The sequence below is a fragment of the Afipia felis ATCC 53690 genome (assembly GCF_000314735.2).
Taxonomy (GTDB): domain Bacteria; phylum Pseudomonadota; class Alphaproteobacteria; order Rhizobiales; family Xanthobacteraceae; genus Afipia; species Afipia felis.
This window is the reverse complement of the sequence record NZ_KB375270.1, coordinates 1702759-1726246: the sequence shown is the minus strand read 5'-3', so window position 1 is coordinate 1726246 and position 23488 is coordinate 1702759. Positions and strand designations below refer to the sequence as shown.

The following is a 23488-nucleotide window of genomic DNA, read 5'->3' as shown; positions in this document are numbered from 1 at the left end:
CATCATGAGCATGTTCAGGATTGCCACCCGTCTCGCCGCAATCGGTGCGGCTGCGGGGCTTGTAATGGCCGTCGGCGGTCTGCAGGCGAAGCCTGTGACCTACAAGCTGCCGCCGGAAAAGTCGCAGTTCAAGCCGGGACCGAATCTCGATGTGGTCCAGGCCAACTGCTCCGGCTGTCACTCGGCCGATTACATCTCGACCCAGCCGCGCGGTCCGAAATTCGGCAAGGATTTCTGGACCGCCGAGGTCAACAAGATGATCAAGGTCTATGGTGCGCCGATTGAAGCGAACGATATTCCGAAGATCGTGGACTATCTGGCGTCGACCTATCAGTGAGATGACGAAAACGGAAAGCCGGCCGCATCTGTGCGGCCGGCTTTTTGCTGTCCGGCTTCAAGTTGTTATTTCTTTTCCAGCATCAGGCGGCCCTTGTCGCCGATCAGCGCCTGCGCGCGATCTGCGAGCTTCGCCAGCAACCAGGGCAGCATCACTTCCAGCTTCACATGATCCTCGGCGACATCGATGGTGCCGCTGACGGCCTGCGCCAGCGCGGTGACGCGGAAGGCCAGCTGATTGTCGTTCCACGTCTCTTCATTCACGGTCAGCAGATGGCTGTATTGCGTGCGCGCGCTCGACAGACCATTTTTCATGCGGCGGATCGCTTCCTCGCGACCGAGATTGTGGGGAATTGAAACGACAAGCGGCTTGGACACTTTGCAGATCTCCTGATTCGACATTGAGATATTCCCGATATTCGAAACTGCAAGCGGATGCTGCGGTGCAGAGTGAGGCTGTGCCGGCGAAAAGCTGTGAAGAGGCCGCGCTATTGGTCTTTGGAGTGATTGAATTCGATGAAGGTCTGCAAATAATCGCGGTCCGCGGGGGAAGGGAACCGGACCACTGAGTCGGCACAACGTCCGCTAGGCCGCCCGGCCATGATCCCGGGCGGCCTTTTTATATGCCCGTTTGACGGTCGCTGCGCGTGTCACGACGGGAAGCTCCGCGAACAATTCGCTGAGAGGCAATTCGGTGCGGGATACGCCATCGATGTGAAGTCCGTCGATGGTGATCGCGCCTTCAATAGTCCCATTCAGCCAGGAGCGTCCATCGTCCGTAAATGGTGCAAACCAGCGCATCGTGGCGATGATCACCGCCGTCTTGCGATGGATGCGCGCGAACGCGATGACGTGGTCGCGATGCGGGCCGGTGACGTCCAGCGGCAGATAGCTGCCATTATCGAACACACCGGAATGACGATTGCGCAAGGCCAGCAGATGATGGGTCCATGCAAGCTTGATGCGTCCGTCGGTGACATGTGCGATCAGGTCAGCCCATCGCGGCTCTTTTGAAACCTCCGCGAGCGCCATCTCGCGCGCCCTGAAATCGACCGGACGGCGGTTGTCGGGATCGACCAGCGATGTGTCCCAGAATTCCGTTCCCTGGTAGAAATCCGGCACGCCGGGCATCATCGCCTTCAGCGTGAGTTGCGATAGCGAGTTGAGAACGCCGATCAGCGACACGCGCCGGGCAAAGGCATCGATCGAGGACAGAAATTCGGACGACTGGCCGATGTCGAGAATTCGTTCGAGAAAGATTTCCAGTCCCTTCTCGTAAGCTGTGTTCGGATTGAGCCAGCCCGTCTCGACCTTTCCCTCGCGCGCGGCCTTGATTGCATAGGCCTTCATGCGGGCGAGGAAGTCTGCATCCATGGTTTGCGGCCATGTGCCGATCAGCGCTTGATAGAGCATGTATTCGAATGCGGGCGACGGCGCGCGGATGCTGCCCTCGGTCACGATGTGTCGGGCGTTGAGCGATTTCCAGCGTCCGACCAAGCTCGCCCATTCTCCGGCAAGCTCGGACAGGACAAGGAGACGCGCACGTGCATCCTCGCCGCGCTTGGTGTCGTGCGTGGACGTCGCTGTCATGCCGTGCGGAAAATCTTTTGCGCGTGCCTGCATGGCGTCGTGAAATGCTTGCACGGGAAGCGAGGCCGCGGCGGCGTCGCCGCCGACCTCATTAAGCGCGAGCAGCCGGTGATAACGATAGAAGGCGGTGTCCTCCAGCGACTTCGCCATCATTGGCCCGGTGAACTGCTGCACTTTCAGTGCGAAACGGCGGACCCGCTGACGGCCGTGTGCCGCGCGGTCCGGCCCGGCGAGATCGAGCGTCAGCGCATCCTGCAGGAAATTGAAAATGCCTTCATCGGCGCCGAACCAGTCGTGCCGCGCCTTGTCGATGGTGTCTGCGATCAGCGCGCGATCGTCTGGCGAAGGCCCGCCCGCTGTGATGTAGGTGCGATAGACCGGAAAGTGCAGCACGTATAGTTCCAGCGCCTGCCGCAGGCTGTCGGCGGAAAAATCGCGGGTCGCGTAGTGACCGCCGGCGATGCGCGCCAATAGCCGCGCCAGCACCGTGAACTCGCTGGCGAGCAGTGTCTCCATCACGCGCTGCTTGGCGGCTCTCAGCACGGGTGCGAAATCGGGCGCGATATTGCTCGCCTGCCGCCATGTTTCGTCGAGTGTCTCGAGGCCCTTGCCGTCCAGCAAAGCGCGGGAGATCAGGTTGAGCCATTCATAGCCGGTGGTGCCCTGCATGCCCGCGAATTTCGGCAGGCTTTCGCCTTCGCCCAGGATTTTTTCCATCACCAGATAGAACGGTTTGCGTCGTTCGCCCTGCGCCTCGCGGATCAGCCGTAGCAGGCGCTGGCAATACTGCGCCGGGTCGCGAAGGCCGTCGATGTGATCGAGGCGGATACCCTGCAGCTTTCCTTCAGTTATCAACCGGCGCACGAGCGCGTGACTGGCCTTGAAGGTCGGCATGTTCTCCACCCGCAAGCCGGCGAGCGTGTTGACGTCGAAGAAGCGACGATAATTGATCTCGCTGCTCGCGAGGCGCCAATGGCCGAGCCTGTAGTGCTGTCGTTCGAGAAGATAATGGAGCGCCTTGGTCTGGGCCTCGCGGCCCGCGCCGGCACGATAGGCAGCGAGACCACGGGTAATGACGGTGTCTGCGCCGTCGATGTCCCGCAATGCGACCTTGAAGGCGGGTGCCTCCATGCGATTGGGGTGGCGCAGGTCGGTGTAGCGCGAGGCAAGATCGAGAATCGCGCGTCCGGCCGCATCATTCCCGGCTCCTGCTTCACCGACCACGGCGCGCAGGATTTCGCTGTAACGCTCCGGCGCGATGGGCAGGCGGTGCTCGTAGTACCAGGCGGAGAAGCTTCCTTCCTGCGGGTCGTAGCGTAGTTCGATCTCGCCGTTGTTTAGCGCCTGACCGTAAGAGGTACCGAGGATTGGCAGCAGCACGCCACCCTTCGTGCGATAGGGCAACAGGTCCCAGTCGATATCGAAGAAGTCCGCGTAGGGCGACACCTCGCCCCATTCCAGCACGTCGAGCCACCACGGATTGTCAGCGAAATGCACGCCCATGTGGTTGGGCACGAAATCGAGAATCAGGCCGAGGCCGTTCAGTTTCAGCGCGGCGCTGAAACGCTCGAATGCGGCCTCGCCGCCGAGTTCGGGATTGAGCACGTTGTGATCGACGATGTCGTAGCCGTGCTGGCTGTGCGCGCGCGCCTTCAGAAAGGGCGAAGCATAGACATGACTGATGCCGAGCGCCTTCAGGTAAGGGGCGACGGCCGTGGCGTCGTCGAAGGTGAAGTTCTCGTTGAGTTGAAGGCGATAGGTGGCACGCGGAATTGCGGGCGGCATCACGCGGACTCCGTGGTCCAACAGACGCTCCACGGCCCCAGCAAGCCGGACTTGCCCCAGATCATATGTCTGCCATGCGGCGTTTCTTTCGCGCTTGGCTCGGAGGACAGGTTGGCCGTGAGCGTCAGGAGATGATCATTGAGAGCCCACGACGCAAACAGAATGCCGTCCGGCTCGACATGGGCTTCTCCGAAGGACGCCACGCGAAGGTGGGGGATGATGTGCTCGCGGCGCAGCCCCAGCAGCTTGCGGACGAGTTCGTGCCGCCGTTGTCCGTCGGGGTTTTGCAGTTCCTGCCAGTTGAGCTTGGCATGAACGAAGGTCGTCTGCTCGACCGGATCGGGAACGTCGTCGCCGAAGGCCTCGTAGGCCTTCCTGTATTCGCGGCGTCGGCCCTCGCGCACGGCTTGCGCGAGATCGCCCTTAAAATCACAGAAGAACGGGAAGGGGGATGTCGCGCCCCATTCTTCGCCCATGAACAGCATCGGCGGCATCGGCGCGAGCAACGTGATTGCCAGCGCGGCTTCAAGCGCTGCGGGAGGGCAGGCAAGCCGGTCGCCGAGCGCGCGATTGCCGATCTGGTCGTGGTTCTGCAGGAAATTGACGAAAGCGGCAGGCGAGAGATACCCGCTCGGCTCGCCGCGTAGCGCGTTATCGCGGTGCGCCGACGACTCGCCCTGATAGGCGAAACCGGATTCGAGCGCGCGGACGAGATGCGGCAGCGGCGGCTGATAGTCCTGGTAGTAGCCGAATGTCTCGCCGGTCAGCAGCACATGCCAGGCGTGATGGTAATCGTCATTCCACTGCGCGCGATATTTCCCCGCTGGCGGATCGGCGAATGGATCGAGCAGACTCGCGCGGTTGTCGTCGTTCTCCAGCACGAGATGGATATGCCGTCCGCTGCTTCGGGCGAACGCCCCCGTAGCGATGCTGATATCGCGGAGCAGCAGATCCTCCGCGGTCTCGATCGCATGCACGGCATCAAGCCGTAATCCATCGAAGCGGTAGGTGCGCAGCCAGTGCAGGGCGTTCTCGACCGCGAACTGGCGAACTTCCGGTACGCGATAGTCGATGGCATTGCCCCACGGCGTTTGCGCGGAGGAGAAGAACGATGGCGCGTAGAGGCCGAGATAATTCCCTTCGGGCCCGAAGTGATTATAGACAACGTCGAGAAACACCATCAGGCCGCGGAGATGTGCCTCGTCGATCAGCGCCTTGAGATCGTCGGGGCGGCCGTAACTGGAATCCGGCGCATACCACAGCGCGCCGTCATACCCCCAATTCCAGCGGCCCGGAAAATCCGCAACCGGCATCAACTCCAGAGCCGTGATGCCGGTCGCAACCAGATGATCGAGCTTGTCGATCATTGCGCGATAGGTGCCTTCCGGCGTGAACGTGCCGACATGGGTTTCGACGAAAACCGCGTCCTCCCACGGACGGCCGCGCCAGTCGGTGGCACGCCAGCCATAACTTCGGTGATCGATCACCTCGCTCGGCCCGGCGATATCGTCCGGCTGGAACGGCGAGGCGGGATCTGGCACCTCCGTTTCGCCATCGATCAGGAAGCGATAGCGCATACCCGCGTGTGCATGCGCAACGTCGCGAGTGAACCATCCGCCTTCGTCGCGATGCATCTCATGTGTTGAGCCGTCGAGCTGAAGATCGACACGCTGCGCAGCGGGTGCCCAGAGCCGGAACGCTACGCCATCCTGTATCAGCCGTGGACCGAAGGACGAGCCATTCATGCAGCCCCCGCAAAGGCCAGCACCGAGCGTGGCGGCGCCTGCATCGTGTTCCCGGAAGCGGTGCTGTCAGGCGCTTCCGGCGCGGTGGTGTCGAGCAGGCAGGACCATTTGGTGTATTCTGGCAATTTCGGCAAGGTGAACTCGATCGGCTCGGGCGCGGCGTTCAGTACGATAAACAGCGGCGGTTCGCCTTGTTCCTTTGGTCCGAGCACGTAAGAGAGAAATCGACCTTCCGGAAAATTCCAGTCGGCTTCTTCCATCTCATTGGCGTGCGGCGTTAGCCACAATACGCCGTAGGTGCCGTCCGCCTGCAAGCCATCCACCCATTGACGCGAGCGTAACTGGGAGAAGCGGCCGCGCAACGCGGTGAGTTTGCCGATGAAGTCGGTGAGATCGTCGCCGTCCTGCTTGACGCCGTTCCAGTTGACCCAGCCGATCTCGTTGTCCTGACAATAGGCGTTGTTGTTGCCTTGCTGGCTGTTGCCGACTTCGTCGCCCGCCAGCAGGAGCGGAACGCCTTGCGCGAGAAACAGGCAGGCGAGCTGGTTCTTCCGCAACTGCAGGCGCAATGCGACGATTGTGGCATCGTCGGTCGGGCCTTCATGGCCGCAATTGTTGCTGTGATTGTCATTCGAGCCGTCGCGATTCTCTTCGCCGTTGGCTTCGTTGTGTTTCTCGTTGTAGCTGAACAGGTCCATCAGGGTGAAGCCGTCATGCACCGTGATGTGATTGATGCTGGCCTGCGGCGTGCGCCCGTCATGGTTGAAGAGATCGGATGAGCCGGTCATGCGGCCGCCGAGCTCGCCGAGCAGATTGCCTTCGCCTGACCAATAGCGGCGCAGCGTGGAACGATAACGGTCGTTCCACTCCGACCACTGCGAGGGAAACGCGCCGACCTGATAGCCGCCAAGGCCGACATCCCACGGTTCCGCCACGAGCTTTACGGTCGCGAGCACTGGATCCTGCCGCACAGCGGTGAGAAACGCGCTGCCACGGTCGAAGCCGTTGGGTCCGCGCGCGAGCGTGCTGGCGAGATCGAAGCGGAATCCGTCGACATGGCAGACCTCGACCCAGTAACGAAGCGAATCCATCACCATCTGCAACACGCGCGGATGGGTGAGGTTCAGTGAATTGCCTGTGCCGGTGAAGTCGTCATAATAGCGGAGGTTGTCGGGCTTCAGCCAGTAGTAAGACAGGTTGTCGATGCCGCGAAACGATAGCGTCGGCCCGAGGTGATTGCCTTCCGCGGTGTGATTGTAGACGACATCAAGCATCACCTCGATTCCAGCATCGTGCAGCCGCGCCACAGCGGTGCGGAAGGAATCCAGCGAGCCGCCATTGGCGTAGCGCTGCTCGGGCGCGAAGAAGGCGATGGAATTGTAGCCCCAATAGTTGACGAGCTTCTTCTCGACCAGATAGCGGTCGTCGACAAAGCCGTGGATGGGCAAAAGCTCGATGGTGGTGACGCCGAGTCGCTTGAGGTGGTCGACCACAGCGGGGCAGGATAACGCGCCGAACGTGCCTTTCAAATGGGGCGGCACGTCATCGCGCGTCTGCGTCAGTCCTTTGACATGCGCTTCGTAAATGATGGTGTCGGCCCACGATACGTTCGGCCGGTTTTCCCTGCGTCCCCAGTTGAAGATTTCGTCGATGACGACCGCCTTGGGGACGCCGCGCGCATTGTCACGCCGGTCGAACGACAGATCCTCGCGCGGACTTCCGGTTCGATAACCGAAGTGAGCGTCGCTCCAGACGAGCCGGCCCGCAAGGCGCTTGGCGTATGGGTCGATCAACAGCTTGTGGCAGTTGAAGCGATGGCCGTGTTCGGGTTGATAAGGGCCGTGGACGCGATAGCCATAGAGTTGTCCCGGCGAAATGTCGTTGAGGTAGCCGTGCCAGACGTCCTCCGTGCGCTCCGGCAGCGTTATGCGTTCGATTTCGCGACGGCCGTGATGATCGAACAGGCAGAGCTCCACCTTTTCCGCATGGGCGGAGAACAGCGCGAAATTGGTGCCGCGGCCGTCCCAGGTCGCGCCAAGACGGGTGTGTGTACCGGCTGACAGACGCATCAGTCACCGTCCGGGACGAGATAGATCGCGGCGAGCGGCGGGACGGTGAGGCTGAGGTGCGGGACAAGCCCTTCCAGCGTCTCGCGGCCGCCGACATTGCCGGCATTGCTGCCGCCGTAATGCGCGGAATCGGAATTGAATACCTCGCGCCATTTTCCGGGAAACGGCACGCGCACACGGTAGTCCTCATGGACGCTTGGCGAGAAATTCACGACGACGAGGCAGCGCTGGCGCGGTGCATTACCCTTGCGTACCCAGGCGAACACATTGTGGTCGGCGTCGTTGGTGATGACCCATTCGAATCCTGCCGGATCGCAATCGAGCTCATGCAACGCGGGAAGTTCGCGATAGAGATGATTGAGATCGCGCACCAGTGTCTGAATGCCGCGATGACGTTCCTGCTCGAGCAGATGCCAGTCCAGCGAGTGATCGTGATTCCATTCGCGCTCCTGCCCGAATTCGCAGCCCATGAACATCAGCTTCTTGCCGGGATGGGCAAACATGAAGGCGTAATAGGCGCGCAGATTGGCGAAGCGTTGCCAGTCGTCGCCGGGCATGCGGCCGAGAATCGAGCGCTTGCCGTGTACGACCTCGTCGTGCGACAGCGGCAGGATGAAGTTTTCCGAGAAAGCGTAATGCAGGCCGAACAGGATCTGGTCGTGGTGATATTTGCGATGGATAGGATCCTTGCTGATGTAGTTCAGCGTGTCGTGCATCCAGCCCATGTTCCATTTGTAGCCGAAGCCTAGTCCGCCGAATTCGACGGGGCGCGACACCTGCGGCCATGCGGTGGATTCCTCCGCGGCGGTTGTGGCGTGCGGAAACTTCGCGAACACTTCGGTGTTGAAGCGGCGCAGGAATTCGATCGCTTCGATATTTTCGCGGCCGCCATACTTGTTCGGAATCCAGCCGCCGGGCGGGCGGCTGTAGTCGAGATAGAGCATGGAGGCGACGGCATCGACGCGCAGGCCATCGACACCGTAGCGCTCCAGCCAGAACAGCGCGTTCGACACCAGGAAGTTGGTCACTTCCGTGCGCCCGTAATTGTAGATCAGTGTGCCCCAATCGAGATGGCGGCCTTGCAGCGGGTTGGCGTGTTCGTAAAGCGCGGTGCCGTCGAAATAGCCGAGGCCGTGGCGGTCGTCGGGGAAGTGCCCGGGCACCCAGTCGAGCAGCAGCGCGAGACCTTCCGCATGGCAGGCCTCGACGAACGCCGCGAAATCATCAGGCGTGCCGAAGCGGCTCGTCGGTGCAAACAGGCCGGTCGGCTGATAGCCCCATGATCCGTCGAACGGATGTTCGCTGACGGGCAGCAGTTCGATATGGGTGAATCCCATATCGCGCGCGTATTTCGGCAGCGTTTCGGCCAGTTCGCGATAGGTCAGCCATTCGTTGCCGTCCCTGCGCCGCCACGATCCGAGATGCACCTCGTAGATCGACATCGGCGAGGTGAGAGCATTGGCTTTCGCAGGATGGGCTATTTTCGGCGAGAGCTTGCTCTCGTCGAAAACAATGGAGGCCGTATTCGGCCGTATCTCGGCCTGAAACGCGAGTGGGTCGGCCTTCAGCGGCAACTGCTCGCCGTGAGGGCCTGCGATGTCGAATTTGTAGCGGCTGCCGACGGTGACGCCGGGAATGAAGATTTCCCAGTAACCGTTGCCGCGCACGCGCATGGCATGAGGACGGTTGTCCCAATAGTTGAAGTCGCCGACCACGCTGACACGCTTCGCATTCGGTGCGAACACCACGAAGGCTATGCCGCGCACGCCTTCCATCGTCATCGGATGCGCGCCGAGCTTGTCATACAAATCCTGATGGCGGCCTTCGCCGAGCAGATAAAGGTCAAAATCGCTCAGCACCGGCGGAAAGCGGTAGGGGTCGTGCAACTCCACGACGTTGTCGCCGTAATTGGCGCGCAGGCGATAGGCGCCGACATCCTTTGGCAGTTCGCCTTCGAACAGGCCGGCATCGTGAAGCCGTGACAGCTCGGCGCGATGTCCTTGTTCGTCGATGGCCTCGACTTGCGAGGCGTGAGGCAGGAACGCGCGCACGACGTTGCGGCCGTCTTTCGGATGCAGCCCGAGATAACGGAAGGGATCGGAATGGCGGCCTTCAAGGATGGCGTAGGCTTCGGCGGATAGCGTCATGTGTCCACTTCCGTTTCGCTTGCGAGGATGCGCAGCGCGCCGTCCAGCGGAACGCTCAGCCAGTCGGGGCGATGTGCGAGCTCGTACTCGATCTCGTAGAAAACTTTTTCGAGCAGGAAGAATTTCAACAGCCGCTCCGCCGCAAGAGAATTTTGCGGCCACAGTCGGGTGTCGGTGAGGTTCTCGCGATAGGCGAATAGGAACGTCTCCGCGGCGATGTCGCGCCAGGTTTCGAGGTCGGAGAAAAGTGTGCTGCTGCCGTCATCGGGGACGGCGGCACGTGCGCGCATCATGGCCGCGCCGGCGGCATAGTCGATCGAGCGCAGGAGGCCGGCCACGTCGCGCGCGGCGGGAGCCTTGCAGCGGCGTTCCGCGAGCGAGCGGCGCGGCTCACCCTCAAAATCGATAATCAGGATATCATCCTTGGCGATCAGCAATTGGCCGAGGTGAAGATCCCCGTGATGTCGCGCTTTCAGAATCTGCTGCGGTTCGGTCAGGAACGAGTCGGCGAGAACAGGAAGGTCACCGTGATAACGCAGCAGGGCATCGATCAGCTTGCGGTCGCTTTCCCTGGCGGATACCCGGTGCTGCTGAAGCGCGTCGAAAACGCGCGCGACGCCGGCATTGAAATTCTCGTGCCACATCTTCAGATCGTTCGCAGTCGCAAGCTCCGGTGCGAAATCCGGGATGTCGGCACGGCTTGCCAGCGCCATCTGCATCTCCGCGACGCGCTTGCCGATCTGCGTCATGTAGCGCAGTGAGTTGATCTGTTCGGAGCTCTCGGACTTCTTTTCCTCGGCGCTGAGCAGGCGGCGTTCTTCCACGAAGCGATCGAGATAGCTTGCCGCAACCGACCATGCGTCGCCCTGGTTGGGGATCAGACGGTGAATGATGGCGACGGCCGAGTGTCTGTCTCCCTCGACAAGCTCGACGCTGCCGAGCAGGTCGGGCGTGTTGGCGAAACCCACGACATCGGTGAGAAAGCGGCCCATCTCGATTTCGGGATTGATGCCGGCTTCGATCCGCCGGTAGAGCTTCACGACGAAGGACTCGTCGACAAGGCTCGTGCTGTTGGACTGTTCGGTTTCGACCGCGTGGACGTGCTCGATTTTAACTTCCGGCTCCTGAAGGAGTTTAGCAGTCGGCTGGAACACGAGCTTGTCGACACCATTCGTGGTGGTGCGATTGTGGCGCACATTGTCGAGCAGCAGCTCGATGAACTCCTTATCGGTTGCGACATCGAACAGCGTGCCTTCGCGCGCGGCCTGACGGACGGCGGCAAGCGCGATGGGGTTGTAGCGTTCGCGGTCGAACCGCACCCAGTCGACGCGGATCGGCAGCGTATAGCGCTGCATCTTGCCGTGCTGGATGGATTCGAAAATGGCGAGCCACGAGCGGGATGCGCCTTCGTCCGTGACAGGGATTGCAGAGGTAACCTTGGTGCTGATCGCATAGGCAGAGCGCTGGGGAAACCAGCGAGTACGGGCCAGATGTGCGGGAAGGACATCGCGCTCGAAGATGCGCCGGGTCCGCTCAAGCGTCACCCAGGTTGAGCCCGCTGGCACCACCAGCGTCTCGAACTCGGGGAAGGGCTCGTGCTTGGACGGTTCAGGTGGCTTTTCTTCCAGCTTGAACCAGTAGAAGCCGTAAGGCGCGAGCGTGATGAGATAGGGCAGTTCGCCGATCGGCGGGAATGTGGTGCGGCCCAGCATTTCCAGCGGTACGCGATCTTTCCACGGCGCGAGGTTCAATTCCGTCGCCTGCGCGGAGCGCGACAGGTTGGCGATGCACAGGATCGTCTCGTCTTCATAATGGCGGATATAAGCGACGGTGGCCCGGTTGGTTGGGCGGATGAACGTGATGCTGCCGCGCCCGAACGCCTTGCTGGTCTTGCGCACCGAGATCAGCCGCTTGGTCCAGCTCAACAGCGATGACAGGCTGCGCGATTGCGCTTCGACGTTGACGGACTCATAGCCGTAAACGGGGTCCATGATCGGCGGTGCATAGAGCCGCGCCGGGTCGGAGCGGGAAAAGCCGCCATTGCGGTCGGGCGTCCACTGCATCGGCGTGCGCACGCCGTTGCGATCGCCGAGATAGATATTATCGCCCATGCCGATTTCGTCGCCGTAATAAATGATCGGCGTACCGGGAAACGACATCAGCAGCGAATTCATCAATTCGATCTTGCGCCGGTCGTTGTCCATCAGCGGCGCGAGGCGGCGGCGGATTCCGACGTTAATGCGCGCGCGCGGATCGTTAGCGTAAGTGGACCACAGATAATCGCGTTCCACATCGGTCACCATCTCTAGCGTCAGTTCGTCATGGTTGCGCAGGAAGAGAGCCCACTGGCAGTTGTCGTTGATTTCGGGCGTCTGCCGCAGGATGTCGGTGACGGGGAAGCGGTCTTCCTGCGCGATCGCCATATAGAAGCGCGGCATCAGCGGGAAGTGATAGGCCATGTGGCATTCGTCGCCGTTGCCGAAATATTCCTGCACGTCTTCCGGCCATTGATTGGCTTCGGCAAGCAGAACCTTGCCCTTGGCATAGGCGTCGAGTTCGGCGCGCAGCCGCTTGATGACGGCATGCGTCTCTGGAAGATTCTCGTTGTTGGTGCCTTCGCGCTCGCAGAGATAGGGAATGGCGTCGAGCCGGAAGCCGTCCACGCCCGCATCCAGCCAGCGTTTCATCACCTGCACGACGGCGCTGACGACGCGCGGGTTGTCGAAATTCAGATCCGGCTGATGCGAGAAGAAACGATGCCAATAATAGGCGCCGGCTTCCGAATCCCAGGCCCAGTTCGATTTTTCGGTATCGGTGAAGATGATCCGTGTATCGAGATACTTCTGGTCTGTATCGCTCCACACATACCAGTTGCGCGCACTCGATCCTGGCGGAGAGCGGCGCGCCCGCTTGAACCAATCGTGCTGGTCCGAGGTGTGATTGATGACGAGTTCGGTGATGACGCGCAGGCCGCGCCGCTTGGCCTCGGTGATGAAACGGCGGAATTCCTTCATCGTCCCGAAATCGGGATTGATCGAGCCGTAGTCGGCGATGTCGTAGCCGTCGTCGCGACCGGGTGAGGGATAGAACGGCAGCAGCCACAGGCAGGTGACGCCGAGGTCCTGCAGGTAATCGAGCTTCTCGGTTAGTCCTGGAAAATCGCCGATGCCGTCATTGTTGCTGTCGGCAAACGCCTTGACGTGCAGCTGATAGATGACGGCGTCCTTGTACCAGAGCTCGTCGGTCTCGGTCTGTGGCATCTCGGCAAGGGCAGGCATGATATTCATGGCGGAGGTCTCACGCCAGACAACGGAAAAGAGCAGCGGGGTCGCGCGCGGGATCGAGGCGCAAATGAACGCCGCCCCATTCCACGCCGTGCCGTTCGCCGGTGATGATATTCTCGAGCGCCACGACAGGCCGCAGTTGTGTGCCGTGACGCACATTGATGCCGTGCAACGGCAGCCAGACGTCGCGCGGCTCATGCGCCATAGCGATAGCACCGGCGATCACATTGCTCTCGTCGGCGGTCGACTTGGTGAAGCCGATGACGTTGTCGTCGTTGATATCGAGGAATTTCAGGCGTGCGGTCTGGCGCAGGGCCGGATTCGCGCGGCGGGCCATGTTGATGCCAGTGATGTAGTCCTTGATGTTGCCGGGCGCGTTCCAGTCCCGCACCTTGATCTCGTATTTTTCCGAGTTGAGATATTCTTCCTTTCCCGGAATGGGCTCATGTTCGAGCAACTCGAAGCCGTTGTAGATGCCGTAGCTCGCCGACAGCATTGCCGCGAGCGCGACGCGGGATTTGAACATCCACGGCTCTCCGCCCTGCAGATGAAACGGCAGGATATCCGGCGTGTTGACGAAGAAATTCGGCCGGTAATATTCGCGCTCGGGGTAGCCGGTGAGCTCGTTCAGATATTCCTGCATCTCCCATTTCGACGTACGCCATGTGAAATAGGTGTAGGATTGCGAGAAGCCGAGCTTGGCGAGACCTTTCATCAGCTTCGGCCGGGTGAAGGCTTCCGCGAGGAAGATCACGTTCGGCTTCTGAAGCTGGATGTCCTGGATCAGCCACTCCCAGAACGGAAACGGCTTGGTGTGCGGATTGTCGACGCGGAAAATCTCGACACCCTGATCGATCCAGAACCGAATAACGTCGCGCAACGCATGCCACAGTGCCTGCGCGTCGTCGGATTCGAAATCCGGGTTGTGGATGTCCTCATATTTCTTGGGGGGATTTTCCGCGTAACGCATCGAGCCGTCGGGCCTGCGCTTGAACCAGTTCGGGTGCTGTTTCAGCCAGGGATGATCGGGCGAGCACTGTATGGCAAAGTCGAGCGCAATCTCGAGGCCATGACTTTTCGCTTCGCGAACGAGGTCGCGAAAATCATCGAGCGTGCCGAGTTCGGGATGGATGGCGTCGTGCCCGCCACTCTCGTCGCCGATCGCGTAAGGTGAACCCGGATCGCCCGGCTCGGCCTTCAGCGCATTGTTGCGGCCCTTGCGGTTGGTGTGGCCGATGGGATGGATCGGCGTGAAGTAAAGCACGTCGAATCCCATCGTCGCGATCTCGGTCAGGCGGGCGATACAATCGCGGAAGGTGCCATGCTGGCCCGGCACGGTGCTCTGGCTGCGCGGAACCATCTCGTACCACGCGCCTTCCACCGCGCGAGCGCGGTCGGCCATCAGCGGATAAGGTTTCGATTGCGTGAGATCAGTGGCGACCTGGCTTTGCGCCATCGCGTGCTCGACCTCCTCGGTCAGAAGAGCTGCGATGTCGCCCTGCTGCAGAAAGGTTTCGCAGGCCGCACTGATAACGGCTGTATTCTCCGTGGTGAAGGGCTGCGCCCGCGTCATCATCGATGCGCCTTCGAGCGCGTCGAGCGACACATCCTGACGGGCGTCCATCTTCGCCATCACGCCATGCCGCCATGTGGCGAAAGCGTCGGTCCATGCCTCGATGGCATAGAGATAACGTCCGACAGCCTGCGGCGTGAACGTACCGGTCCAGCGATCGTTGCCGTGCAGTTGCATCGGCGCGCGCTGCCATTCGCTGTCCGTCTCCAGCCGCCAGCAGATGGCCGCGGCTGCGATGTCATGTCCGCCGCGGAAAATGTCGGCCCACACCTCGACGGGTTCGCCTGCGATGCGCTTGACGGGAAAGCGGCCGCCTTCGATGCAGGGAAAGACGTCCTCAATGTGAAAAACGCCGAGACCGGGAGAGGTTGCCGGAGTTAAGCCCAATTGTTGTTCAACTTTTTTCATGGGCGGAAGCACGGACATCCGGAGCGCCTCGTCGGATCAGGTGGGAGTGTCTGCTATCAATGGCGCAGCCCACGAATGGTTCCACTGGAACGGATTTAAGTGTGGGCGGTTAGCCGTACGGACGAACTATGCGCCAGCGTCGCATTCATCCCGGTGAGACAGAATGGATTTGCCCGAAAAACTGTCCCGATACGGGATTGAAGCAAGTTTTATCGACGGTAACGGACAAACTCATACGATCGACGAACAGACGTTCCATCATGTTGCGGAGGCATTGGGCCCAGCGCCTCCGCGCGCCACGCCGATTGTCATGCGCTGCGTGGATGGTGTGGGGATCGACAGTCTCGTCGCGCGGCTGTCACATCTGCACGACTGGAAAGTCTTCGATGCCGATGATCGCCTGATCCTGTCGTCTGCTGATGCGCGTTCATACGCGAGGCGGCTTCCATTTGGTGTCTATCGCCTGCGTGGACATGATGAAGCGGCCGAAAACTCGCTGATCGTTGCGCCGGAGCGCGCCTATGAAGGCGAGTTTGATCGCCGTTGGCTGTTGGCGGTTCAGCTTTACGGAATCCGCTCGCGTGGCAATTGGGGCATCGGTGATTTTTCTGATCTGCAGGCCTTGCTGCGGTGGGCGGCAAATCTCGGCGCGGCGGGCGTCGGTCTCAATCCGTTGCACGCGCTGTTCGATGATGAGGCTGAAGATTGCAGCCCTTATTCGCCGAACAGCCGCCTGTTTCTGAACTCGATCTATATCGATGTGGCAGCGTTGCCGGAATTGCCGGAGCATTTTGTGGCAGAGAACCGCGCCGAGATCGAACGGCTGCGAAATTCCGAGTTGGTGGATTATGCAGGTGTTGCCGCCCTGAAGCAGTGTGGGTTGAGGCTCGCCTTCGCGCAATTCAAAACCCGTACCACGCTCAAGCGCAAAAGCGCTTTCGATGCATTTCGCAAGCAGCGCGGCCGGACACTGTGGCGCTTTGCCTGTTTCGAGGCGCTGCGGCAAAAATACCGGAGCGCCTGGTGGGAGTGGCCGGAGCCGTGGCGTCGGCCTGATGACGAAGCGCTGTCGCAATTCCGTCGCAGCGATGATGCGGATGAAATCGCGTTTGCCGAATTCGTGCAGTGGTGCGCGCACGAACAGTTGCAGGCCTGCGTCGCGCTTGGCGAGGAGCTCGGCCTTCCTGTCGGGCTCTATCTCGATATTGCCGTCGGCGTGAAATCGGGCGGATTCGATGCGTGGAATGAGCAGGCCGCGATTTCCCGCCGGCTATCGGTCGGCGCGCCACCGGATCAACTCAACACGGCAGGGCAGGACTGGGGTCTCGCAGGCTTCAACACATCAGGATTGGAGGCCCGCGCTTTCGCGCCATTTCGGGACATGCTCTCGGCCTCGATGCGCTATGCGGGCGCAGTGCGGCTCGATCATGTGCTCGGGCTCAACCGCATCTATGTCGTGCCGTCAGGTTTTCCGCCGGATTGTGGTGTCTATATCCGCATGCCGTTCGAGGCGATGCTCGCGAATGTCGCGATCGAAAGCGCCGCGCATCGCTGCATCATGATCGGTGAAGATCTCGGCACGGTGCCCGATGGCTTTCGCGAAAGGCTGGCCGATTGGGCGATCTGGTCCTACCGGGTGATGATTTTCGAGCGTGGCGCGGGCGGCGTGTTCAATGCGCCCGACAGCTACCCCGCACATGCGCTCGTCACCTTTAGCACGCATGACCTTGCGACATTCGCAGGCTGGCGTAGCGGGCACGATATCGCGCTCAAACAGTCGCTGCAGATCGATCCCGGCGAGAATATCGGCGACCGTGAACACGCCGTGCATCAGCTCGACGTGATGCTCGGTGGCCAGCTTCACGGCAGGGATGGTTTCAAGTTGGTGTTGTCCTATCTCGCGCAAACGCCTTCGCGTCTTCTCGGCGTTGCGATCGAGGATCTGCTCGGCATTGCCGATCAGGCGAATGTGCCGGGCACAACCGTCCAGCACCCGAACTGGCGGCGCAAGCTGCCGCTGCCTTTCGAGGTGTGGGACGACGCCATCGATGTCGACAGACTCAGGGAGGCGTTGCGATTGCGGATCGTATCGCGCTGAAAAGGCTTGCCGCGCGCGTGCAATATGCGGGTTGCGTTTCGGGAACGAAATTTTTGATCGTCCGTTGGGCTGGCATCACGGGATTGAGGAGATCCACATGTCACTCGGCACGATAATTCTGATTATCCTGATTATTGCTTTGCTCGGCGGTTTCAGCGGCATCGGCGGCGGCCCGTTTTACGGTACAGGTTATTACGGTGGCGGCGGTATCGGCCTCGTCATTATTATTCTTGTGATCCTGCTATTGATGGGACGCATCTGATTTACTGAACCGGAAAAGCCCGCCCTCTTGGCGGGCTTTTTTGTATGGTGCGCATAATGCCGCATCTGCGCTGCTCCCTAGCAGTTGATTTGGCCGAGGCGGTCCCGGGTGGTTGATTTACCGCCGCAATACAGGCGGCGTAAGATCGGCGATCGGTTCGGCTACAGAACCTCAAAGGGAGCGCGAGATGACATTGAATTCCGCATTGGCTTCGGACGAAATCGGGCTGACTAAGGTCGCGCCTTTTACGCGGCGGGGCTTCATGACGGCCACCGCTGCGGCCGCAGCAGGTTATTCGCTGGCGGCCGGCCCGGTGCGGGCCGATGTCATCACCACCGACACCAACGGGCTGGACACCGGACCTGCCGCCATCAAGGTGAAAGACGGCGAGATGCCTGGCTATTTCGCCCGACCGGCGGGCGCGAAAAATCCACCCATCATTCTGGTGGCGATGGAGGTGTTCGGGCTGCACGAATACATCAAGGATGTGACGCGCCGGCTCGCCAAGCTGGGCGCGTTCGCGGTCGCGCCGGATTATTACTATCGCGCCGGCGTGGATCTCACCAAGATCACTGAAATCCCGAAGCTGATGCCGATCGTCAACGCCAAGCCGGATAGTGAGTTGCTCTCCGATCTCGATGCCACGGCGGAATGGGCGAAGTCGCAAGGCGGCGACGGCAACCGGCTCGGCATCATCGGTTTCTGCCGGGGCGGGCGCAGCGTGTGGGAATATGCCGCCCATAGCGGGCAGTTGAAGGCAGGCGTTGCGTTCTATGGCTCGCTGATCGATCCACCCAATCCGCTCTGGCCGAAAAGCCCGATGCAGTTGGCTGCCGAGATGAAAGCGCCGGTGCTTGGCCTTTACGGCGCGGAAGATCAGGGTATCCCGCCCGCGCAGGTCGAGCAGATGAAGGCGGCGCTTGCGGCAGCGAAAAAGCCGGCGGAATTCCATATCTTTCCCGGCGCGCCGCATGGCTTCCACGCCGATTACCGGCCGAGCTATCGCAAGGAGCAGGCCGAACAGGCATGGGCCGAGATGCAGGCCTGGTTCAAGAAATACAATGTTTTGAGCTAACCCCGGCTTGCCGATCTGCCCGGACATGGCCGACAATGGCGCTCGTATGGTGGTTCAGAAGTTTGCTTTCTGAAGCGAACTTCGGGGGCACGAGGCGGCCATAGACGGTCTGCTGTCAGGGGCGGCAATGGAAAAGGCAAAGGGCGCAAAGTCCCGCGGCATCGTCGCGGGACTTGTCATCGTGGGTCTGCTGGCGGCACTGCCGCTTGCGGTCTGGATGGATCTCACCAACCTGACGGAAGCCTCGCTCCGCAGACAGGCGAGCGATCTGAATTCCGTCATCACCGGTGTGCGCGGCTATTACGCCCGCAACGTGGTGGCGCGGGTGCTGGCGTCGCCGGGCTCGACGCAGGTGGTGCACAATTACGAGGAGATACCGGGCGCGATTCCGATTCCCGCCACGCTGTCGCTCGAACTTGGCGCCGTCATCAGCGACCAGCAGAAGAACATCCACTACCGCTTCGTCTCGGACTATCCCTTCGCTAACCGCGCGCCGCATAACCTCGACGCCTTCGAGAAGCAGTCGCTCGCCAGCCTGCGGGAAAATCCGAAGCAGTCGCTGGTGCATTCAGACTGGAGCCCGTTTCACGATCGCGTCCGCTATATCGTGCCGGTGACGATGGGAGCGGCCTGCGTCAGTTGCCACAACACCCATCCCGAAAGCCCGAAGCGCGACTGGAAGGTCGGCGACGTGCGTGCGATTCAGGAAATCGACATCACGCAGCCGATCGCGGCGAACATTTTTTCGTTCAAATGGCTGCTGGCCTATTTCGTGCTGGCGGCGATCAGTGGCATTTCCTTCCTGACGCTGCAACTGAAGCAGGGCCGCACGATCCGCCACATGAACTCCGAGTTGGAGTCGGCGAACGATTTTCTCGCGACGCTGTCGATGAAGATTTCCCGGTATATCTCGCCGCAGATCTACACCAGCATTTTCAGCGGCCGGAAGGATGTGACCATCCACACCGAGCGCAAGAAGCTCACCATCTTCTTCTCCGACATTCAGAATTTCACCGCGACGACGGAGCGGCTGCAGCCCGAACTCATCACGCAATTGCTGAACGAGTATTTCACCGAGATGTCGGCCATTGCGTTGTCCTATGGCGGTACCATCGACAAGTTTATTGGCGACGCGATGCTGATTTTCTTCGGCGACCCGGAAACCAAAGGCGATGTTGCCGATGCGCAGGCCTGTCTGAAGATGGCGTGGGAGATGCAGCGTCGCCTCACGGAGCTCAACGCGAAATGGCGCCATGCCGGCATCGAGGAGCCGTTTCAGGTTCGCATGGGCATCAATTCCGGTTTTTGCAATGTCGGCAATTTCGGCAGCAACGACCGGATGGACTACACCATCATCGGCGCGGAAGCGAACCTCGCGGCGCGGCTTCAATCGATCGCGAGGCCGGGCCAGATCGTTCTCAGCTACGAAACCTATGCGCTGGTGCGCGGCGATGTCGTCGCGCATGAGCTTGCCCCGATCACGATGAAAGGCATTTCCCGTCAGGTCGTGCCCTATGCGGTGGATCGGGTGCTGGACGAGGGCGGTGGCAAGCGCGACATCGTGGTGGAGCGAATGGCCGGGCTCGATCTTTATTTCAATCCGAGCGCGGTGGCGCCTGCGGATGCCGAGCGAGTGAAGTCCATTCTGGCCGAGGCAATGGCCTCGCTGGAAGCTGGGCAGGCAAAACCGGCCTGAGCGGATTCATTCGTCGGCTACTTCTGTCGAGGGACGGTCGCTGCCTCTTGCGGTCTCCTCGTGCCACTTGCCGTCAGTGTCTTCGTATTGGATGACCTCGGTGCGTCCGGGCACCCGCTGCTCCAGCGCGGCCGCGTTCGCGGCGTCGTAGGCCGCCTTGCGGGTGGGGTAGGTTTCGGAAAACACGCCGTTGAATTTGTAGGCCCAGCCCCCGTCGTGTTCGACGATCTGGTAGACGACCTTGGTCATGTCATCGCCTCTGTCTTGTCGTTGCGTCGTTTCTTGGCTCTGTTTCCTGGCGCTCAACGTACAGTTTCAGTTCCGGGTTCGGGCAGAATCCGGCCTCACAGGACAGATGGGAGGTCCCCGGCCGGCCTCAATAGGGTGGCGTTAAGACTTTCACACGTTGGGGGCCAAAAAATCGCAAACGGCCGAGCTTCAAATAGATGCGCAGGGCATGCGTGACACCACATCTTGTCGCGAACGAAACCGGCTGTGCTATGAATCGCTGATTCGGGCGCGTTTCGTTCCGCGCGTGTTCCAAAGGTTAAGGCGCGTTGAGGTGTCCGTCGCAAAATGGAGCACCAGCGCCGCAAGATCGGGCCGGGAGAGTCTCATGTGGAAATCGAGCGCCGTGCTGGCGATGACACTGACGCTGATCGGGCAGGCGGTGGCGCAGGACGTACCCGGCATCGAGATTTGCACCGCCGAAAAAAGCATGGAGCGGCGGACGAGCTGCCTCCAGAGCAATGTCAACTTCCTGATGCGGAGCATTGCCAAGCTCACGCAGGACAATCAGCAGAAGCTGGACGCCACGAACCGGCAGATCGACGCGCTGAAAGCATCCGTCGTCGGTCTCCAGACCAAGGTCAACGAATTGCAGGCCGCGAAATCCGCAGCCCCTCCCGCCAAGCCGAAAGAACCGGCCGCGAAGTAAATGAGCGACGTGCAAGCCGACGCTAGTTTCGTTTACGTGCTCGGCTGCCTGCACAAGGGCCGCGCCAGCACCTATGTCGGCTGGACCAACGATGTCGAACGGCGGCTCGCGCAGCACAATGCAGGCACCGGCGCGCGCTCGACGCGCGGCCGTTCATGGGTGCTTCTGCATGTGGAGACGTTCGCGTCCCGCAACGAGGCGATGAGCCGCGAATGGCATCTCAAGCGTGACCGCGCCTTCAGAAAACGGCTGACGCAAAAAGTCGTGCCGGATTGAGGCGGGTTATTTTTCGCGCCGATTGAGGAAGGCAACACGCTCGAACAGGTGCACATCCTGCTCGTTCTTCAGCAGCGCGCCGTGCAGTGGCGGGATCATCTTGCGCGGATCGCTCTCGCGCAGCACTTCGGGCGTAATATCCTCGTTGAGGAGCAGCTTCAGCCAGTCCAGCAACTCGGAAGTTGACGGCTTTTTCTTCAGGCCCGGCATGTCGCGCAGATCAAAGAACAGCCGCAACGCCTCATCGACAAGCCGCTGCTTGATGTCGGGAAAATGCACCTCGACGATCGCCTTCATCGTCTCGACCTCGGGAAACTTGATGTAGTGAAAGAAGCAGCGGCGCAGGAAGGCGTCCGGCAGTTCCTTCTCGTTGTTGGAGGTGATGACGATGATCGGGCGCTGGTGTGCCTTGATGGTTTCGCCGGTCTCATAGACATGGAATTCCATGCGGTCGAGTTCGAGCAGAAGGTCGTTCGGGAATTCGATGTCGGCCTTGTCGATCTCGTCGATCAGAAGCACCGGCCGCGTTGAATGGGTGAACGCCTCCCACAATTTGCCGCGCTTGATGTAGTTGGCGATCTCCGACACGCGCGGGTCGCCGAGCTGGCTGTCGCGCAGGCGCGACACCGCGTCGTATTCATAAAGCCCCTGTTGCGCCTTGGTGGTGGACTTGACGTGCCATGTCAGCAGCGGCGCGTTGAGCCCCTGCGCGATCTCCTCCGCGAGCACGGTCTTGCCTGTGCCGGGCTCGCCTTTCACCAGCAGCGGGCGTTGCAGGTAGATTGCTGCGTTGACCGCGACCTTGAGGTCGTCGGTTGCGACGTAATTCTCGGTGCCGGTGAATTTCATGGAGCCATTCTTGGATTACGGAGGAGGGCAGGCTTTCGCGGACGGATATGAAGATACTTTCCAAAAAAGCCCTGCAAGACCTTCACAATGTAGGCAAAAAGCCGCTCCGGTAAAGCGCAAACCTGCAGCCTGGCGCGCTTGACGGGCAGGCACCCTTGCGCGAACGTCGCACGATGTTCCTGCAATTCTTTACATCGTTGCGGCAGGCCAATGTGCCGGTCACGCTACGCGAGTACCTCACCTTGATGGAGGCGCTCGACGCGGACCTCGCCGACTATAACGTCGAGCATTTCTACTACCTGTCCCGCGCGGCGCTGGTGAAGGACGAGCGCAACCTCGACAAGTTCGACCGCGTGTTCGGCGAGACCTTCAAGGGGCTGGAGTCGCTCTCCGAAGCTATCGAGGGAGCTGAGATTCCGGCGGACTGGCTGAAGAAGCTCACCGAGAAATATCTGAGCGATGAGGAAAAGGCCAAGCTCGAGGGGCTCGACTGGAATAAGCTGATGGACACGCTCCGCAAGCGGCTTGAGGAGCAGAAGAAGCGCCATCAGGGCGGCAACAAATGGATCGGTACCGGCGGCACCTCGCCGTTTGGAGCATACGGCTACAATCCGGCGGGCATCCGCATCGGGCAGGACGGAAACCGGAATTTCCGTGCCGTGAAGGTCTGGGACCGTCGCGAGTTCAAGGACCTCGACGGCAATGTCGAACTCGGCGTGCGCAACATCAAGGTGGCGTTGCGGCGGCTGCGGAAGTTCGCCCGCACCGGCGCCGCGGAAGAACTCGATCTCGACACCACCATCAAGCAGTCGGCCAACCGCGGCTATCTCGACGTGCATCTGCGGCCGGAACGGCACAACGCGGTCAAGGTGCTGATTTTTTTCGACATCGGCGGATCGATGGATGCCTATATCGCGCAGGTCGAAGAATTATTTTCGGCAGCGCGGACCGAATTCAAGCACATGGAGTATTTCTACTTCCACAACTGTCTCTATGAGAGCGTGTGGAGGAACAACAGCCGGCGCTTCAACGAGCGGATTCCGACGTGGGACGTGCTGCACAAATACCCGTCGGATTATAAGGTGATCTTCGTCGGCGATGCGGCGATGAGCCCTTACGAAATCGCGGTGCCGGGCGGTTCGGTCGAGCACGTCAACGCCGAGCCGGGCGCGGTGTGGTTGCAGCGGGTGCTCCAGACCTATCCGCATGTCGTCTGGCTCAACCCTGAGCAACGGCGCTATTGGGATTATTCGGAATCCACCGCGATGATCCGCAAACTGCTCGAGAACCGGATGTATCCGCTGACGCTCGAAGGCCTCGAAGGGGCCATTCGCGAGCTGGTGCGATAACTACGAAAT

The 23488-nt window shown here is 60.8% G+C and carries 17 protein-coding genes; 8 read left to right on the top strand and 9 right to left on the bottom strand.

The genetic code is table 11. The features are described from left to right. The first annotated feature begins 4 nt into the window (after positions 1-4). Positions 5-337 carry a SorB family sulfite dehydrogenase c-type cytochrome subunit gene (sorB, locus tag HMPREF9697_RS08115; protein ID WP_002716704.1) on the top strand — a complete coding sequence of 111 codons (333 nt, stop codon included), beginning with the start codon at positions 5-7 and terminating at the stop codon, positions 335-337. A 65-nt stretch (positions 338-402) separates the two neighbouring features. Here the strand turns inward: sorB and HMPREF9697_RS08110 are convergent, their stop codons facing one another. The 7 genes from HMPREF9697_RS08110 to HMPREF9697_RS08080 form a co-directional block, all read right to left on the bottom strand. Next, positions 403-714: a polyhydroxyalkanoic acid system family protein gene (locus tag HMPREF9697_RS08110; RefSeq protein WP_040308175.1), complete on the bottom strand. Its 312-nt coding sequence runs from the start codon at positions 712-714 to the stop codon at positions 403-405. A gap of 207 nt (positions 715-921) precedes the next feature. Beyond that, complete coding sequence (gene treY, locus HMPREF9697_RS08105; protein WP_002716702.1) at positions 922-3711, bottom strand: malto-oligosyltrehalose synthase; 2790 nt, start codon at positions 3709-3711, stop codon at positions 922-924. After that, positions 3711-5456, bottom strand: coding sequence for a malto-oligosyltrehalose trehalohydrolase (gene treZ / locus HMPREF9697_RS08100; protein ID WP_002716701.1), 1746 nt, complete (start codon positions 5454-5456; stop codon positions 3711-3713). The genes treY and treZ overlap by 1 nt, the downstream gene beginning before the upstream one ends. Further along, a complete protein-coding gene (gene glgX / locus HMPREF9697_RS08095; RefSeq protein WP_002716700.1) occupies positions 5453-7525 on the bottom strand; it encodes a glycogen debranching protein GlgX in 2073 nt (690 codons plus the stop codon). The genes treZ and glgX overlap by 4 nt, the downstream gene beginning before the upstream one ends. Next, complete coding sequence (glgB, locus tag HMPREF9697_RS08090) at positions 7525-9672, bottom strand: 1,4-alpha-glucan branching protein GlgB (protein ID WP_002716699.1); 2148 nt, start codon at positions 9670-9672, stop codon at positions 7525-7527. The genes glgX and glgB overlap by 1 nt, the downstream gene beginning before the upstream one ends. Further along, positions 9669-12959: a maltose alpha-D-glucosyltransferase gene (gene treS / locus HMPREF9697_RS08085; RefSeq protein WP_002716698.1), complete on the bottom strand. Its 3291-nt coding sequence runs from the start codon at positions 12957-12959 to the stop codon at positions 9669-9671. The genes glgB and treS overlap by 4 nt, the downstream gene beginning before the upstream one ends. A 10-nt stretch (positions 12960-12969) precedes the next feature. Continuing rightward, positions 12970-14955, bottom strand: coding sequence for an alpha-1,4-glucan--maltose-1-phosphate maltosyltransferase (locus HMPREF9697_RS08080; RefSeq protein WP_002716697.1), 1986 nt, complete (start codon positions 14953-14955; stop codon positions 12970-12972). Between the two features lie 145 nt (positions 14956-15100). On the opposite strand from HMPREF9697_RS08080, the gene malQ reads away from it, so the two are divergent. The 4 genes from malQ (at position 15101) to HMPREF9697_RS08060 (ending at position 20068) form a co-directional block, all read left to right on the top strand. Next, the gene (malQ, locus tag HMPREF9697_RS08075) at positions 15101-17035 is read left to right on the top strand and encodes a 4-alpha-glucanotransferase (RefSeq protein WP_002716696.1); all 1935 of its coding nucleotides are present in this window, start codon (positions 15101-15103) and stop codon (positions 17033-17035) included. Positions 17036-17132: 97 nt separating this feature from the next. Then, complete coding sequence (locus tag HMPREF9697_RS08070; RefSeq protein WP_002716695.1) at positions 17133-17297, top strand: DUF3309 family protein; 165 nt, start codon at positions 17133-17135, stop codon at positions 17295-17297. 262 nt (positions 17298-17559) lie between these two features. After that, on the top strand, positions 17560-18372 hold the full coding sequence (locus HMPREF9697_RS08065; protein ID WP_430642237.1) for a dienelactone hydrolase family protein: 813 nt from the start codon (positions 17560-17562) through the stop codon (positions 18370-18372). Between the two features lie 127 nt (positions 18373-18499). Next, the gene (locus HMPREF9697_RS08060; protein WP_002716693.1) at positions 18500-20068 is read left to right on the top strand and encodes an adenylate/guanylate cyclase domain-containing protein; all 1569 of its coding nucleotides are present in this window, start codon (positions 18500-18502) and stop codon (positions 20066-20068) included. Between the two features lie 6 nt (positions 20069-20074). Here the strand turns inward: HMPREF9697_RS08060 and HMPREF9697_RS08055 are convergent, their stop codons facing one another. After that, entirely contained in the window at positions 20075-20317 is a 243-nt protein-coding gene (locus HMPREF9697_RS08055) for a DUF2188 domain-containing protein (protein WP_002716692.1), read from the bottom strand. Between the two features lie 367 nt (positions 20318-20684). Between HMPREF9697_RS08055 and HMPREF9697_RS08050 the strand changes: the two genes are divergently transcribed. Beyond that, positions 20685-21005, top strand: a complete 321-nt coding sequence (locus HMPREF9697_RS08050) for a hypothetical protein (protein ID WP_002716691.1) — start codon at positions 20685-20687, stop codon at positions 21003-21005. Continuing rightward, entirely contained in the window at positions 21006-21281 is a 276-nt protein-coding gene (locus tag HMPREF9697_RS08045) for a GIY-YIG nuclease family protein (protein ID WP_002716690.1), read from the top strand. A 6-nt stretch (positions 21282-21287) separates the two neighbouring features. Here the strand turns inward: HMPREF9697_RS08045 and HMPREF9697_RS08040 are convergent, their stop codons facing one another. Further along, positions 21288-22130 carry an AAA family ATPase gene (locus tag HMPREF9697_RS08040; protein ID WP_002716689.1) on the bottom strand — a complete coding sequence of 281 codons (843 nt, stop codon included), beginning with the start codon at positions 22128-22130 and terminating at the stop codon, positions 21288-21290. A gap of 173 nt (positions 22131-22303) precedes the next feature. Between HMPREF9697_RS08040 and HMPREF9697_RS08035 the strand changes: the two genes are divergently transcribed. Next, on the top strand, positions 22304-23479 hold the full coding sequence (locus HMPREF9697_RS08035) for a vWA domain-containing protein (protein ID WP_002716688.1): 1176 nt from the start codon (positions 22304-22306) through the stop codon (positions 23477-23479). Positions 23480-23488: the final 9 nt, after the last annotated feature.

Excerpts from the sequence above, each read along its gene's own strand:
- HMPREF9697_RS08035 (WP_002716688.1), top strand. The coding sequence starts at position 22,304 with ATGTTCCTGCAATTCTTTACATCGTTGCGGCAGGCCAATGTGCCGGTC.
- HMPREF9697_RS08040 (WP_002716689.1), bottom strand. The coding sequence starts at position 22,130 with ATGAAATTCACCGGCACCGAGAATTACGTCGCAACCGACGACCTCAAG.
- HMPREF9697_RS08060 (WP_002716693.1), top strand. The coding sequence starts at position 18,500 with ATGGAAAAGGCAAAGGGCGCAAAGTCCCGCGGCATCGTCGCGGGACTT.
- malQ (WP_002716696.1), top strand. The coding sequence starts at position 15,101 with ATGGATTTGCCCGAAAAACTGTCCCGATACGGGATTGAAGCAAGTTTT.
- HMPREF9697_RS08070 (WP_002716695.1), top strand. The coding sequence starts at position 17,133 with ATGTCACTCGGCACGATAATTCTGATTATCCTGATTATTGCTTTGCTC.
- HMPREF9697_RS08045 (WP_002716690.1), top strand. The coding sequence starts at position 21,006 with ATGAGCGACGTGCAAGCCGACGCTAGTTTCGTTTACGTGCTCGGCTGC.
- glgB (WP_002716699.1), bottom strand. The coding sequence starts at position 9,672 with ATGACGCTATCCGCCGAAGCCTACGCCATCCTTGAAGGCCGCCATTCC.
- treY (WP_002716702.1), bottom strand. The coding sequence starts at position 3,711 with ATGCCGCCCGCAATTCCGCGTGCCACCTATCGCCTTCAACTCAACGAG.
- HMPREF9697_RS08080 (WP_002716697.1), bottom strand. The coding sequence starts at position 14,955 with ATGTCCGTGCTTCCGCCCATGAAAAAAGTTGAACAACAATTGGGCTTA.
- treS (WP_002716698.1), bottom strand. The coding sequence starts at position 12,959 with ATGAATATCATGCCTGCCCTTGCCGAGATGCCACAGACCGAGACCGAC.
- glgX (WP_002716700.1), bottom strand. The coding sequence starts at position 7,525 with ATGCGTCTGTCAGCCGGTACACACACCCGTCTTGGCGCGACCTGGGAC.
- HMPREF9697_RS08050 (WP_002716691.1), top strand. The coding sequence starts at position 20,685 with ATGTGGAAATCGAGCGCCGTGCTGGCGATGACACTGACGCTGATCGGG.
- HMPREF9697_RS08055 (WP_002716692.1), bottom strand. The coding sequence starts at position 20,317 with ATGACCAAGGTCGTCTACCAGATCGTCGAACACGACGGGGGCTGGGCC.
- HMPREF9697_RS08065 (WP_430642237.1), top strand. The coding sequence starts at position 17,560 with ATGACGGCCACCGCTGCGGCCGCAGCAGGTTATTCGCTGGCGGCCGGC.
- treZ (WP_002716701.1), bottom strand. The coding sequence starts at position 5,456 with ATGAATGGCTCGTCCTTCGGTCCACGGCTGATACAGGATGGCGTAGCG.
- sorB (WP_002716704.1), top strand. The coding sequence starts at position 5 with ATGAGCATGTTCAGGATTGCCACCCGTCTCGCCGCAATCGGTGCGGCT.